The organism is Paraburkholderia sp. A1BS-2L (genome assembly GCF_051125205.1).
Taxonomy (GTDB): Bacteria; Pseudomonadota; Gammaproteobacteria; order Burkholderiales; family Burkholderiaceae; genus Paraburkholderia.
Genome location: NZ_CP120429.1, coordinates 399,494 through 413,614, shown reverse-complemented (window position 1 = coordinate 413,614; position 14,121 = coordinate 399,494). Strand labels below are relative to the sequence as shown.

Annotated in this window: 13 protein-coding genes and 1 pseudogene; 5 read left to right on the top strand and 9 right to left on the bottom strand. The window is 63.9% G+C overall.

What is annotated here, in order from left to right; genetic code table 11:
• Positions 1–2: 2 nt before the first annotated feature.
• Entirely contained in the window at positions 3–299 is a 297-nt protein-coding gene (locus tag P5W98_RS16645) for a DUF4148 domain-containing protein (protein ID WP_421026909.1), read from the bottom strand.
• 363 nt (positions 300–662) lie between these two features.
• Here P5W98_RS16645 and P5W98_RS16640 point away from each other — a divergent pair, with 363 nt between their 5' ends.
• A complete protein-coding gene (locus P5W98_RS16640) occupies positions 663–1,103 on the top strand; it encodes a hypothetical protein (RefSeq protein WP_421026910.1) in 441 nt (146 codons plus the stop codon).
• Positions 1,104–1,178: 75 nt separating this feature from the next.
• On the opposite strand, the gene P5W98_RS16635 is transcribed toward P5W98_RS16640, so the two are convergent.
• The 4 genes from P5W98_RS16635 to P5W98_RS16620 all read right to left on the bottom strand — a co-directional run bounded on the left by P5W98_RS16635 (position 1,179) and on the right by P5W98_RS16620 (position 4,231).
• Positions 1,179–1,946, bottom strand: a complete 768-nt coding sequence (locus P5W98_RS16635) for an ABC transporter ATP-binding protein (protein ID WP_421026911.1) — start codon at positions 1,944–1,946, stop codon at positions 1,179–1,181.
• Between the two features lie 31 nt (positions 1,947–1,977).
• Positions 1,978–2,691, bottom strand: coding sequence for an ABC transporter permease (locus P5W98_RS16630; protein WP_213303636.1), 714 nt, complete (start codon positions 2,689–2,691; stop codon positions 1,978–1,980).
• A complete protein-coding gene (locus P5W98_RS16625; protein ID WP_035534494.1) occupies positions 2,688–3,377 on the bottom strand; it encodes an ABC transporter permease in 690 nt (229 codons plus the stop codon). The genes P5W98_RS16630 and P5W98_RS16625 overlap by 4 nt, the downstream gene beginning before the upstream one ends.
• A gap of 95 nt (positions 3,378–3,472) precedes the next feature.
• Positions 3,473–4,231, bottom strand: coding sequence for an ABC transporter substrate-binding protein (locus tag P5W98_RS16620; protein ID WP_421026912.1), 759 nt, complete (start codon positions 4,229–4,231; stop codon positions 3,473–3,475).
• Between the two features lie 247 nt (positions 4,232–4,478).
• Here P5W98_RS16620 and hutH point away from each other — a divergent pair, with 247 nt between their 5' ends.
• The 3 genes and pseudogenes from hutH to P5W98_RS16605 form a co-directional block, all read left to right on the top strand.
• On the top strand, positions 4,479–6,032 hold the full coding sequence (gene hutH / locus P5W98_RS16615) for a histidine ammonia-lyase (RefSeq protein WP_421026913.1): 1,554 nt from the start codon (positions 4,479–4,481) through the stop codon (positions 6,030–6,032).
• Between the two features lie 25 nt (positions 6,033–6,057).
• On the top strand, positions 6,058–7,746 hold the full coding sequence (hutU, locus tag P5W98_RS16610) for a urocanate hydratase (protein ID WP_421026914.1): 1,689 nt from the start codon (positions 6,058–6,060) through the stop codon (positions 7,744–7,746).
• 129 nt (positions 7,747–7,875) lie between these two features.
• Positions 7,876–8,007 (top strand): annotated as a pseudogene (locus tag P5W98_RS16605) (sulfate ABC transporter substrate-binding protein); the annotation flags it as partial.
• Between the two features lie 56 nt (positions 8,008–8,063).
• Here P5W98_RS16605 and P5W98_RS16600 read toward each other — a convergent pair.
• The 4 genes from P5W98_RS16600 to ampC all read right to left on the bottom strand — a co-directional run bounded on the left by P5W98_RS16600 (position 8,064) and on the right by ampC (position 13,061).
• Positions 8,064–10,031 carry a PhoX family protein gene (locus P5W98_RS16600; RefSeq protein WP_421026915.1) on the bottom strand — a complete coding sequence of 656 codons (1,968 nt, stop codon included), beginning with the start codon at positions 10,029–10,031 and terminating at the stop codon, positions 8,064–8,066.
• 206 nt (positions 10,032–10,237) lie between these two features.
• Complete coding sequence (alr, locus tag P5W98_RS16595) at positions 10,238–11,350, bottom strand: alanine racemase (protein ID WP_421026916.1); 1,113 nt, start codon at positions 11,348–11,350, stop codon at positions 10,238–10,240.
• A gap of 144 nt (positions 11,351–11,494) precedes the next feature.
• The gene (locus tag P5W98_RS16590) at positions 11,495–11,824 is read right to left on the bottom strand and encodes a DUF2322 family protein (protein ID WP_421026917.1); all 330 of its coding nucleotides are present in this window, start codon (positions 11,822–11,824) and stop codon (positions 11,495–11,497) included.
• A 73-nt stretch (positions 11,825–11,897) separates the two neighbouring features.
• Positions 11,898–13,061, bottom strand: coding sequence for a class C beta-lactamase (gene ampC, locus P5W98_RS16585; RefSeq protein ID WP_421026918.1), 1,164 nt, complete (start codon positions 13,059–13,061; stop codon positions 11,898–11,900).
• A 171-nt stretch (positions 13,062–13,232) separates the two neighbouring features.
• Here ampC and P5W98_RS16580 point away from each other — a divergent pair, with 171 nt between their 5' ends.
• Entirely contained in the window at positions 13,233–14,105 is an 873-nt protein-coding gene (locus P5W98_RS16580) for a LysR substrate-binding domain-containing protein (protein WP_421026919.1), read from the top strand.
• Positions 14,106–14,121 lie beyond the last annotated feature (16 nt).

Here is a 14,121-nt window from a genome sequence, read left to right as displayed (position 1 = left end):
CGTTAGTGGTGGTCGTACTCGCTATTCCACGCGTGATGCGAGATGGTATGACCCGACTCCGACGTGCCGGTTGCCGTGCCGCCGTAACCCATATTCGATTGCGCTGCCACGCGGGATTCGGCTGCCTGAATGTCGGCAGGATACTGCGTTCTGCTCGGCTTGTAGCCGGCATGTTCGAGCTGGATGAGTTGTCCTTCGACCTGCGCGCGGGTCATTGGATCGTTCGATGCCTGTGCAAACGATATTGCCGGCATGGCCACGGCAAGCGAAAGGGCGAGCGCCTTGATGAGGGTGTTCATGACGGTACCTCCGTAATTAGCCTATCGGGATCTGCTGGCGTTTTGTGTTCCAGCGCTTTCAGTTTGAAACGCCAGACTTAAGACACGGTTAACACGATGCTTGTCGTGAAAGCATGTTCGTGAATACCGATGGGCTTTGCAGTCAACGTGCCCCGTCATGAAACGGGCGATAGGTACGCACGAGTGCGGGATGCGGAAGAGGGTCAGTTCGATCGCGCATGCCGTCTTAAGTTAAACCTAAGACTGCGAATACTACATTGGAGTCAAGTACCCGTTGAGGCTATGCACCGTTCGCATAGCGAGGGGCTTATGCCCCATCAGCGGGCGGTCACATGAATGATTGCTATCGCACGGAGGGGAGTCATGAAGAGAAACGCATTACAGGTGGCGGTGGCCGCAGGTTTTCTCGCGGTCTCGACGGTCGCTTTGCCCGCTGAGCCGTCCACCGTGACGGTACATCTTTCCGATGGGGGCAGCAAAGGGATGTCATTGACCCTGTCGCCATCGACAATCCCGGCCGGCCCAGTCGAGTTTGCGATCACGAACGAGTCCCCCACGTTAAAGCACGAATTCATGGTCTTGCCATGGTCCGGCGCTGGCACCGCGCTGCCTTATGATCAGAAAACCCAGCAGGTAAAGGAAGAGCGCCTGGGCAATCTGCAAGGCGTGGAGGATCTCAATCCCCGGGAGACTGTCACGGCACGGTTCGTACTCAAGCCCGGCCGTTATATCGCCTTCTGTAACGAGCCCGGGCACTACCGGGATGCCATGCGGGCCACGCTGGTCGTGAACGAGGCGAAGTGATGTTGGCCAGGACCGTGACCTGACGACGCTCGCGTGCGTCCGGGGGGCAGCGAAGGCTGCCCTCGATATCGACGCTTATTTCAACCGCCCCGCAAGGAACTGCTGCAACCGTTCGCTACGCGGCGCATTGAGCACCTCCTTCGGGTCGCCTTGCTCTTCGATCTTGCCCTTGTGCAGGAACACCACGTGATTCGATACGTTGCGCGCGAACCCCATTTCGTGCGTGACGACGATCATCGTGCGGCCTTCCTCGGCGAGCGCCTGCATCACGCGCAGCACCTCGCCCACGAGCTCGGGGTCGAGCGCGGAGGTGGGCTCGTCGAACAGCATCACCTCGGGCTCCATCGCCAGCGCGCGGGCGATCGCCACGCGCTGCTGCTGGCCGCCCGAGAGATGCGACGGATACTTGTGCTCGACGCCATTCGCAAGGCCCACCTTGGCCAGATACTTGCGCGCGCGTTCCTCGGCTTCGGCGCGGCTCAGGCCCAGCACGCTCACGGGCGCCTCGATGATGTTCTCGAGCACGGTCATATGCGCCCACAGGTTGAAATGCTGGAACACCATCGAAAGGCGCGTGCGCATCGCCCGCAACTGCTTCGGATCGCTCACGCGCAGCGAACCGCTGCGGTCGGCGCTCGTGCGAATTTCCTCGCCGTTGACCGTAATGCGGCCGGAGCACGGCGATTCGAGGAAGTTAATGCAACGCAGGAAGGTGCTCTTGCCCGAGCCGCTCGAGCCGATCAGGCTGATCACGTCACCGGGTTTGGCCTTGAGCGATACGCCTTTCAAAACTTCGTTTTCGCCGAACTTCTTGTGCAGGTCGTCGACAATCAGCTTGTACATGTTCAATTCTCCATCAACGCGCGGAACGCGTTCAATGCCCTTGCGGTTTCAGATAGGCCAGCATCCGGGTTTCCATGCGGCGGAAGGCCCAGATCAGGGCGAAGACGATCGTTGCGTAAAGCACGGCGGCAATTCCGTATGCCTCGAAAGTCATGTAGGTGGCGGAGTTCGCGTCGCGCGCCACTTTCAGGATGTCGGGCACGGTTGCGGTGAACGCGAGCGTCGTGGCGTGCAGCATCAGGATCACTTCATTGCTGTATGCGGGCAGCGCACGGCGCAATGCCGAGGGCAGGATGATGCGCGTGTAGAGCTTGAACTTCGACATGCCGTAGGCGAGGCCCGCTTCGATCTCGCCAGCCGGGGTCTCGCGGATCGAGCCGGCAAAGATTTCGGTGGCGTAGGCGCATTCGTTGAGCGTGAAGGCAAGCAGCGTGCAATTCATCGCGCTCCGGAAGAATTCGCCGAGGAGGGCATGCGTATGCACGTAGTTCAGGCTATAGATGCCGGTGTAGCAAAGCAGCAGCTGGACATAGAGCGGTGTGCCGCGAAACACGTAGGTGTACAGCCACACCGGCCGCGAAATCCACGGATTGCGCGAAGCGCGTGCAATCGCGAGCGGCACGGCCAATCCGAAGCCCAACACAATCGAGATGACCAGCAGCCAGAGCGTGATCACGAGGCCGCTGTAGTTGAAGCCGTCGCTATACAGATAGTTCGGCCAGTATTGCTGAAGCAGTTCGATCACAGCGCGGCCCTCCGCACACCGGTCGAGTAACGCTTTTCGAGGCGGTGCAATGCCAGGTTGGAAACAGTGGTGATGGCGAGATAGATCGCGCCGGTTGCCAGCGTGAAGAAAAAGAATTCCTGGGTGGCTTTGCCCGCGTCCTGCGAGGCTTTCACCACATCGGCGAGACCGATGATCGAGACCAGCGCAGTCGCCTTCACGAGCACCTGCCAGTTATTGCCGATGCCCGGCAACGCGAAACGCATCATCTGCGGAAACAGAATGCGCGTGAATACGCGCGTGGAGCTCATGCCGTATGCGAAGCCCGCTTCGATCTGGCCGCGCGGCACGGCAAGAAACGCGCCCCGGAACGTCTCGGTGAAGTACGCGCCGTAGATGAAGCCGAGCGTGATGACGCCGGCCACGAACGGGTCGATGTCGATCTGGTCCATGCCCATCGCGTCGGTCAGGTGGTTCAGCCAGATCTGGATGCTGTAGAACAACAGCAGCATGAGCACGAGATCGGGCACTGCGCGGATCAGCGTCGTATACGTCGTGCCGATGCGTGCGAGCACGCGGTTGGGCGAGAGCTTCGCGGCGGCGCCGATGAGGCCCAGCACGAATGCCGCGGCGAGCGACAGCAGCGAGAGCTTGATGGTTTCCCACGTGCCGGCGAGGAGGAGAGGGCCGAAGCCTTGGAAGAGCATGAGTGGACGTCCTTCAATGACGGGGCGCTTGACGCGTGCCGCGCGCTGCGCGGCAGCGGCACGGCCCCGTGTCGATGCAAATGAAGCGATTGGGCTTAGCCGCCGTACACGTCGAAGTCGAAGTACTTCGACTGGATCTTCTTGTAGGTGCCGTCCTTGATCATGTCGGCGATCGTCTTGTCGATCTTTGCCTTGAGGTCGGCGTCGTCCTTGCGCAGGCCGATGGCGGCGGCGCCCGTGGGGATCTCCGGCCCCGCGAATGCGAAGCCGGCGCCGCGCGGCGTCTTCAGGAAGCCGAGATCGGCCTGCACTTCATCCTGCAGCGCAGCGTCCAGACGGCCCGACTTCAGGTCCAGATAAACCTGGTCCTGGTTCTGGTACGTAATGACATTCACGCCCTTGGTCGCCCAGTTCTGCTTGGCGTAGGTTTCCTGGGTCGAACCCTGCTCGACGCCCACCGTCTTGCCTTTGAGCGACTCGACGGTCGGCTGCAGCGTCGAACCCTGCTTCGCGACGAGGCGCGTGGGCGTGTTGTAGAGCTTCTCCGAGAACGCGATCTGCTGCTCGCGTTGCGGCGTGACCGTGAGTGCGGAAAGCGCACCGTCGAACTTCTTGGCCTTCAGGCCCGGGATCATGCCGTCGAAATCCTGCTCGACCCACACGCACTTCGCGTTCAGGCGCTTGCAGATCTCGTTGCCGAGGTCGATGTCGAAGCCGACGAGCTTGCCATCGGGTGCCTTCGATTCGAACGGCGCGTAGCTGGCGTCGGTGCCGAAGCGGATGGTGGACCAATCTTTCGCGTAAGCGCCGCCAGCGGCTAGAGCGAGCGCGATACACAGGGCAAGTTTCTTCATGACGTCTCCGGACGGAAATTTCTGCAGAGCAATGCAGTGAGTTGTCTATACAAATTACCGATTGCAGCGGGGGGACGGCAATCGGTGTTATTACCTGGCCCAAGTGCTTGTGCTGTAAACGAAAGGCCCCGTAATTCGGGCGTCAGGAAGCAGTTGATGAGGGTATACACGCATCGCTTTTAACTTGTATAGACAAGTCGTTTTGTGTAATCTGGCGCCATCTTGTCCATACAACTTGTTGACTGCGATGATTACACTGACCCCTGGCCATCTGACCCTCCCGCAACTGCGCCAGATCGCGCGCGCAGCGGACAGCAGCAGCGTCCAGCTCCAGCTCGACCCCGCAAGCTTCGCGGCGATCGACGCGAGCGCGCGCACCGTTGCCGAGATCACGGCCAAGGGCGATCCCGCCTACGGCATCAACACGGGCTTCGGCCGCCTCGCCAGCACGCATATTCCGACCGATCAGCTCGAACTGCTGCAGCGCAATCTGGTGCTCTCGCACGCGGTGGGCGTGGGCGAGCCGATGTCGCCGCCGGTCGTGCGCCTCATGATTGCGCTGAAGCTGTCGAGCCTGGGTCGCGGTCACTCGGGCATCCGCCGCGAAGTGATGGAAATGCTCATCACGCTGTTCAACGCCGACGTGCTGCCGCTCATTCCGGTGAAAGGCTCGGTGGGCGCGTCGGGCGACCTCGCGCCGCTCTCGCATATGTCGGCGGTGCTGCTGGGCGTGGGCGACGTGTTCGCGAAGGGCGAGCGCATGAGCGCGCAAGAGGGTCTGGCCGCCGCCGGCCTCAAGCCGATAGCGCTGCAAGCGAAGGAAGGCCTCGCGCTGCTGAACGGCACGCAAGCCTCCACGGCGCTGGCGATCTACAACCTGTTCGCCATCGAAGACCTGTACCGCACCGCGCTGGTCTCGGGCGCGCTGTGCGTGGACGCGGCCGCCGGCTCGGTCAAGCCGTTCGACGCGCGCATTCACGAACTGCGTGGCCATCGCGGCCAGATCGAAGCGGCCTCGGCCTATCGCGCGCTGCTCGACGGCTCGGCGATCAATCTCTCGCACCGCGATTGCAGCAAGGTCCAGGACCCGTACTCGCTGCGCTGCCAGCCGCAGGTGATGGGCGCGTGCCTCGACCAGATGCGCCACGCCGCGCAAGTGCTGCTGATCGAAGCCAATGCGGTCTCGGACAACCCGCTGATCTTCCCGGACACCAAGGAAGTCATCTCGGGCGGCAACTTCCACGCGGAGCCGGTGGCGTTCGCAGCCGACAATCTCGCGCTGGCCGCCGCCGAAATCGGCGCGCTCGCCGAGCGCCGCATCGCGCTGCTGATCGACGCGACGCTCTCGGGCCTGCCGCCGTTCCTCGTGAAGGACGGCGGCGTGAACTCGGGCTTCATGATCGCGCACGTGACGGCGGCGGCATTGGCTTCGGAGAACAAGACGCTCGCGCATCCGGCCTCGGTGGATTCGCTGCCGACTTCGGCGAACCAGGAAGACCACGTGTCGATGGCGACCTTCGCCGCGCGCAAGCTCGCCGACATCGCCGGCAACACGGCCAACATTCTCGCGATCGAGCTGCTGGCCGCGGCCCAGGGCGTGGACCTGCGCGCGCCGCACGCGACCAGCCCGGCGCTGCAGAAGGTGATGGCTGCGGTGCGCAAGGAAGTGCCGCACTACGACCTGGACCGCTACTTCGCACCCGATATCGCGGCCATGGCGGAACTCGTGCAGAACGGCGCCATCGCCGCGCACAGCCCGTTCGCGTTCGAGTCCGAGCAAGAAGCCGAAATGACTGAATAACGTAGACAAATATTTCGAGATCCTTATGAACCATCCGAACTTCACCGATCCCCGCCTCGACCCGAGCCGCACGATCCGCGCACCGCGCGGCAGCGAGAAGGTGTGCAAGACCTGGCTGGCCGAAGCCGCGTACCGCATGATCCAGAATAATCTGGACCCGGAAGTGGCCGAGCACCCGCACGCGCTGGTGGTGTACGGCGGCATTGGCCGCGCCGCGCGCAACTGGGAATGCTATGACCAGATTCTGGCGTCGCTGAAGGACCTGAACGAAGACGAAACGCTGCTGATCCAGTCGGGCAAGCCGGTGGGCGTGTTCCGCACGCATGCCGACGCGCCGCGCGTGCTGCTCGCGAACTCGAACCTCGTGCCGCACTGGGCCACGTGGGAGCACTTCCACGAACTCGACCGCAAGGGCCTCATGATGTACGGCCAGATGACGGCGGGCAGCTGGATCTACATCGGCTCGCAGGGCATCGTGCAGGGCACCTACGAGACGTTCTTCTCGGTGGCGAACCAGCACTTCAAGGGCGACCCGTCGGGCCGCTGGATCCTCACGGGCGGCCTGGGCGGCATGGGCGGCGCGCAGCCGCTGGCCGCGACGATGGCGGGCTTCTCGATGATCGCGGTGGAATGCGACGAGACGCGCATCGACTTCCGCCTGAAGACGCGCTACGTGGACCGCAAGGCCAGGACGCTCGACGAGGCGCTGGCGATCGTCGAGGAAGCGAAGAAGACGGGCAAGCCGGTGTCGGTGGGCCTGCTGGGCAACGCCGCCGACGTGTTCGCCGAGTGCGTGGCACGCGGCATCACGCCGGACTGCGTGACGGACCAGACGAGCGCGCACGACCCGATCAACGGTTACCTGCCGCAGGGCTGGACGGTCGAGCAGTGGCGCGAGGCGCAGAAGGTGGCGCCGGAAAGCATCGTGAAGGTGGCTAAGCAGTCGATGGCGCACCAGGTGAAGGCGATGCTGACGCTGCAGGAACGCGGCGCGGCGACGCTCGACTACGGCAACAACATCCGCCAGATGGCGCTGGAAATGGGCGTGGAGAACGCGTTCGACTTCCCGGGCTTCGTGCCGGCGTACATCCGCCCGCTGTTCTGCGAGGGCAAGGGCCCGTTCCGCTGGGTGGCGCTCTCGGGCGATCCTGAGGACATCTACAAGACGGACGCGAAGGTCAAGGAGCTGATTCCGGACGATCCGCACCTGCACAACTGGCTGGACATGGCGCGCGAGCGCATCGCGTTCCAGGGTCTGCCGGCGCGGATCTGCTGGGTGGGCGTGAAGGACCGCTATCGTCTGGGCCAGGCGTTCAACGAGATGGTGAAGAACGGCGAGCTGAAGGCGCCGATCGTGATTGGCCGCGACCACCTGGACACGGGTTCGGTGGCAAGCCCGAACCGCGAGACGGAATCGATGAAGGACGGCTCGGATGCGGTGAGCGACTGGCCGCTGCTGAACGCGTTGCTGAATACGGCGGGTGGCGCGTCGTGGGTGTCGCTGCACCATGGCGGCGGAGTGGGCATGGGCTTCTCGCAGCACTCGGGCGTGGTGATCGTGGCGGACGGCACGCAGGCGGCGCACGAGCGTCTGGGCCGTGTGCTGCTGAACGATCCGGCGACGGGCGTGATGCGTCACGCGGATGCGGGCTACGAGCTTGCGCAGCGGACGGCGCGCGAAGCCGGGCTCAAGCTGCCGATGCTGGGCAAGTAAGGAGTTTGCACGCACCGCTGGCGGGGCGGTGCGTGCGGAATGGGAAAGCGCCGTGCGTCTGATTGGCCGCACGGCGCTTTTTTTGTTGCATTGACGATCAAGTCCCCGCCTTACCTCGAATCGCAAACGAAGCAAGCAAACGAGTTCAAGCCGATAAAGACCTTCACGGTCGACCAGGTATTCGGCGCGTGGCCGAAAGCACAGGCCGCGCATTTCGCCGACGGCGGGACCTTCGATCAGATTGTCGCTGACCGGAGGTAACGCGGGTTTCGGTCATGCAAAATGGCGCTTCGCGTGATTACGAAGCGCCTTTCCACTCATCGCTTCGTAAGCGCAATACCCGCAGGCTCAGCCGTCAGATACCCGACACTCGCACCAAACCGGTCCTTGTAATTCGCGCGCACAAGCGGATCGAGCGTTGCCTTTACCTTGTCGTGCAAGGGCGATTCCCAGTCGCCCGCATGCTGGAAGTTGCTCATGATGTACGTCCAGCCATTGATCTCGTCGACTGCATGCAAACCCGTGGACTCAGCGCCAGCCGGGCAGGACAGCACGCGCGCCAGCGACTTGGTGTCCACGTTGAAAGCCCACAGAAAATTATTCACGTGCATTCCCGAGTCTTCGCCGATAAACAGCGTGCGAAGTTTTTCGGAGAACTTGAGATTATCCGGATTTGCGATCTTGTCGGCGTTCGCGAGATTCCCGAGCGCGTCGGCGGCTGCCAGGTCCTCGCCAACCAGCGCATCCGGCGCGCTCATGTCGACCGGCACCCATTCGCTGTCGATAGCGGAACCCGCCGTGTCGCGCTGGCCGCCCCTCAGGTTCAGCGCATAGACCGCGCCCGCGGATATCTTCTTGTCGAGCGCGACGTCGCGCGAGACTGCGTTGCCCTTGACCATCGACGTTTCGATTCGTGACATCGCGCTGTAGACGATCTTGTCTTTCGCGTTGACAGTCGTGCCTTCGAGTTTCGTGAATGCCATGCTGGCGCCGAGCAGCGCGGCATAGCGATGCGTTTCGAGAAACGCAGCGGCCTTCTCCATGCCCGGCTTCACGCGGATCCAGTTGAACTTGCCGCCGAAATGAATCTTCGTGAAGGTCGCATCCGCGGGGTCGGCAACCGCGACGTCCATGATGTCCGATGCCTTCAGCGTGTTCGCCAGCGTTTCGATTTCGTCGCTCGTCGCGTGGCCGATGCGGATCCACGTCAGCGTCGCGGACCCCGCGCCGGCCGACGAGGTCTGCGTCCACTTCGCGACGTACAAAGTCCCCGCCGAGAGATCGGCGGCTTTGTCGGCCACGAACATGAACAGGCCGCCGTTGGTTGCGTCGTCCCCCATCATCACCGTGCGCTGGTCCGGCATCACCTGAATCAGTTCGTGCGAGATGCGGCCGAGGCAGTAATGCTTCTTCACCGTGCCCGTGCCGTCCGCGTTGACGGTGATCTCGGGCAGGTGGCCGTAGTGATACGGGTTCGCTTTCGTTGCGTCGCCGAAGGTATTCTTGCTGAACGCCATGAATTGCGCGTCGGTGGCTGCCTTCGTCGCGTCCGGCTCGTATTCCTCGCTGGAGAGGTGCGTATTCCACGGCGAGAGGCTCGCGCCGCACGTGATCCAGAGGCCATGCGCCTTCGAGGTATCGACGTTGTGGTACTTGACGAGCTTCAGCGCGCCCGTGGCCGGGTCCTGGTCTAACGTCAGCACCGCGATCGGAGAGGGCAACTGGCCGTATTGCGATGCGCTCGCCTGGTCGCGCGTCGTGTACTCGAATTGCACGACCGCGAACACGGCGTTGCCTTTCACGCCGGGCACGCTGGCGTTCTTCAGCGCGAGCAGCGAGCTGCCGTCCGGGCAGTCCGAATAGAACTGGCGCTCCTTGCCCGCCACTGAGCGATCGATGATCGGCTGATTGTCGATGTCGTAGTAGCCGCCTGCGAGGATCGTGCCGCCTTTGCCGTCCGGCACCTGGTCACCGGTCACGAAGAAGGGCTTGTACGCGAGTTTGAAATTGCTCGATGAGCCATCGGAGAAGGCCACCGAGAGGGTCGAGCCGACCGTCGTGGTGGCCATGGCGGCTGCATCGTCGAGCGTGGGCGCGGCCATTCCCGAAAACATCGCGGAGGCGAAGGTAGCGGCGGCGGCAGTCGGCGTTGCCGCCGGGCTGTCGTTGCCGCCGCCACACCCCGTCAGCAAGGCGGGCAGAGCGGCGCCCGAAAGCGGAAGCATGGGGGCGCCGGCGAGAAACTTCAGGAGCTGGCGGCGAGAAGTGTTGGGCAACGCGGGCATGAGGGATTCAATTGGGGTTGTTTGAATCCCGTAAGACTAATGTTTGAATATGAAAGTTAAATGAAATGAAATTGTGGGCATTCGTTTGAATGCTCCAGGAAATGGGGAAATGGGGAAATGGGGAATTGGGGAGCCGTTGCATGCCGTCGATTACGACGCGGGTCTTGTGGCGCCCTTGCTGATCGTGCTGCCTTCCGTTTGCGTCCTCAGGCCGTCACGCTCTCGGCAGCTTCGCGCTGTGCGGATGTGAGCGTGTCGACCTGCACCGGCACGCGCCGCGCGACGGCGCACATCAGTTCATAGCCGATCGTGCCCGATGCTTCGGCCACCTCATCGACTTTCACGTTCTCGCCCCACAGCTCCACCTGCGAGCCGATGCCCGCGTTCGGGCAAGGCGTGAGGTCGGCGGTCAGCATGTCCATCGACACGCGCCCGACCACGTGTGTGCGCACGCCATCGACAACGATGGGCGTGCCAGTAGGGGCGTGGCGCGGATAGCCGTCGGCATAGCCGCACGCGACCACGCCGATGCGCATGGGCCGCTCGGCCTCGTAAGCACAGCCATAGCCGACCGTTTCGCGCGGCGCCAGCGTTTGCACGCCGATGATCTTGCTCGCGAGCGTCATGGCCGCGCGCAGCCCGACGCCCTCGACATGCCGCGCCACGCCCGTGGGCGACGCGCCGTAGAGGATCGTGCCGGGCCGTACCCAGTCGCGATGCGCGCGCGGATGCCAGAGCACCGCCGCCGAGTTCGACAGCGAGCGCTCGCCGGGAATGCCTTCGGTGGCGGCATCGAAGCGGTCGAGCTGCCAGTCGATGGCGCTGTCGTCGGCGTTCGCGAAGTGCGTCATGAGCGCGATCTTGCCGATGGTGGGCGTGGCGCGCGCGCGCTCCCAGGCCGCGCGGAAAACGTCGGGCCGGTAGCCGAGGCGGTTCATGCCCGAGTTCATCTTCAACTGGATGTCGATCGGCTGCTGCGTGCGCGCTGCCGCGAGCAGCGCGAGCTGCTCGTCGCAATGCACGGCTACGGTCAGGCGATGCGCGACGGCGGTGGCGACATCGGCGCTATCGAAAATGCCTTCGAGCAGCAGGATGGGCTTGGTCCAGCCGAGCTCGCGCACGCGCACGGCCTCGTCGAGGTCGAGCAGCGCGATGCCGTCCGCGCCGGCCAGCGCCGGATAGATGCGCTCGATGCCATGACCATAGGCGTTGGCCTTGACGACGGCCCAGACGCGCGCGCCGGAGGCGCTTTGCTGCGCGGTCTGCAGATTGTGACGAACGGCTTCGGGATGGATGCGAACGGAAATCGGGCGCGGCATGAGCGATCCTGATGGCGAGGGTGAGTGGCGTTAGCTAGTGGTTTCCGCAATCGTATTGATTTTTACCCAGTTATTTTTAATGTATTTTTCCGGGAATTTGGGTTTATCCACTGCTGACGCGCCACTCGCATCAGGCCCTCGGGATCAGGCGGCGAACACGTCGATGCGCAGCGGCTCGCCGCCCGCCACGATTTCGAGCAGGCGGTCGACGTTCGGGTGCGCACCGGGACGGTTGCGCGCGTCGGCCGTGTGCTCGGCGAACACGGCGAGGCCATGCTCGGCCGCCTTGGCGTCGAGCGTGCCGAAGGCCTGCTGCAGATAGTGGTAGACCGCGAGCGAGCCTTGCTTGCCCGGCTTGTTCTCGATGCTGGCCACCACCGCGCCCTGGCCGTTCACGAGATCGATGCGCTCGATGCCCTCGATGGCGGGCAGTTGCGCGAGATTGTCCTTGAATGTGGTGCCGGGTTGGATCACTGGAAACACTCCGTTTGAGTTCGATGGATTGCGTGGGGTCCGTATCTTAGCCGATGCGTTAGCCGATCGATGTTCAGCGCTTCGCATTCGCAATCGCTCCGAGGATCGCGTAGGCCGCCTTCACGCGCGCCTCGTTCGGATACGACTTGTTGGCGAGGATCACGACACCGATTTGCTGCGCCGGTATGAACGCCACGTAGGTCGAAAAGCCGTTGGTCGACCCGGTTTTATTCAGGAGCGCCTGGGATTGCGGCGGCATCGGCGGCGTGAGCGCTTGCGCAGGCAAGCCCTTGTAGAGCGCATCGGGGCTGTTGCCGCGCTGGAGCGTCGGCAGGGGGACCGGCCACGGATACTGCTCCCACACGAGGTCCTGCGTGAACACGCTCGCCGTGTAATAGCCCGTGTGCGTACAGGCGATCGCGCGTTGCCACGGCGCGTCGAGCGGCGCGAGACCCATGTTGGCGTCGAGATAGCGCACGAGGTCGCCCGTGGTCGAGCGCAGGCCATAGGCTTCGTCGGCGAATACGCCGGGATGCAGCCGCACAGGCGCGTCGTGCTTGTCGTAGCCCTGCGCATAGCGCGGCATGCTGGAGGCGGGCACGTCGAGCCACGTGTGCGTCATGCCGAAGGCGGGCAAGAGATCGTTCTGCACGGCGTCGCGAAACGGCCTGCCCAGGCCTTGAGCGGCCGCCCGCCCCAGCAGGCCGATGCCGAGATTCGAATACACGCGCTGCGAGCCGATCGGACCCGGCGGTTGCCAGTCGCGCAGCCAGGCCGTCATTTGCGCGTCGTTCGTGATGTTGTCCGGCACGAACAGTGGCAGGCCGGAGGTATGCGTGCCGAGGTTGAGCACGCTCACGCGGTCGAACGGGCTGCCGCGCAATGCGCTGACGTACTGGCTCGCGGGCGCGTCGAACGAGAGCTTGCCGCTCGTTTGCGCATGGCAGGCCAGCGTGGCGGTGAACGTCTTGGTGAGCGAGCCGAGTTCGAACAGCGTCTCGCTGTCGAGCGCCGGCGCGCCCTTGGCCTTCGATGCGACGCCGTAGTTGTAGAACGCATGCTTGCCGCCCACGGTAATGCCCACCGCCACGCCCGGAATGCCGTATTGCGCCCGCAGCGGGGCGATGGCGCCATCCACGGCGGCTTTCACATCGGATTGGGCGGCGCTGGCGGTGGCTGCCGCGCACGCGAGCGTCATCAGAAAGAGTTTTAGCTTGGTTTTCATACGATGGGCCATGACCAGGTTTTCGGAAGGGCTTCGTGAAGCGCGCGAGCAGGCGAAACAGCACGAAACCAGAGGCATGTCCGCGAAAAAGCACGACATGCGCCGGGGATTGTGGTGCGTTGCCGGGCTCGCGACAAGCGACGATAATTTGGCTCTGACAAAAGCCAATCTAATAGGTCGCTCATGCGCCCCAATTTACCGCTGCATGCGCTCAGAGCCTTCGAGGCGTCGGCGCGCCACTTGAGCTTCACGCGTGCGGGCCTCGAATTGAAGGTCACGCAGGCCGCGGTCAGCCAGCAGGTGCGCACGCTCGAAGAGTGGCTCGGCGTGCCGCTCTTCAGGCGGCTGCCGCGCGGGCTCGGCATGACCGACGAGGCGCGCGCGCTCCTGCCCGTGCTCAGCGACGCGTTTGGCCGCATCGAGGCTGTGCTCAAGCAGTTCGAGGGTGGGCGCCTCCACGAGGTCTTGACGGTGGGTGTGGTGGGCACCTTCGCGATTGGCTGGCTGATGCCGCGGCTCAAGTTGTTTCGCGAGGCGCATCCGTTCGTGGAACTGCGCCTGCTCACCAACAACAATCTCGTCGATCTCGCGGGCGAAGGGCTCGATTTCGCGATCCGCTTCGGCGACGGCATGTGGCCCGCCACCGAGAACACGCGCTTGCTCGACGCGCCGCTTGCCGTGCTGTGCGCGCCCGAGATCGCCCGGCGGCTTGCCGCGCCCGCCGATCTCGCGAAAGAGACGCTGTTGCGCTCCTATCGCACCGACGAATGGCTGCGCTGGTTCGTGGCCGCCGGGCTCGAGCCGTGGACGGTGAGCGGGCCGATCTTCGATTCGTCGCGGCTGATGGCCGAGGCGGCCATGCAGGGCGCGGGCGTGGCGCTCGCGCCCGCGCGCATGTTCGCGCGCGAGTTGCAGGCGGGACTGCTGGCGCGGCCGTTCGATGTCGAGGTGCCGACCGGCAGCTATTGGCTCACCTGGCTGCGCTCGCGCGCGATGTCGCCGGCGATGCAGCTGTTTCACGACTGGGTCGTGCAGGAGGCGGGGGCCGGCGGGTGAGGCGTTGCCCGCCTGC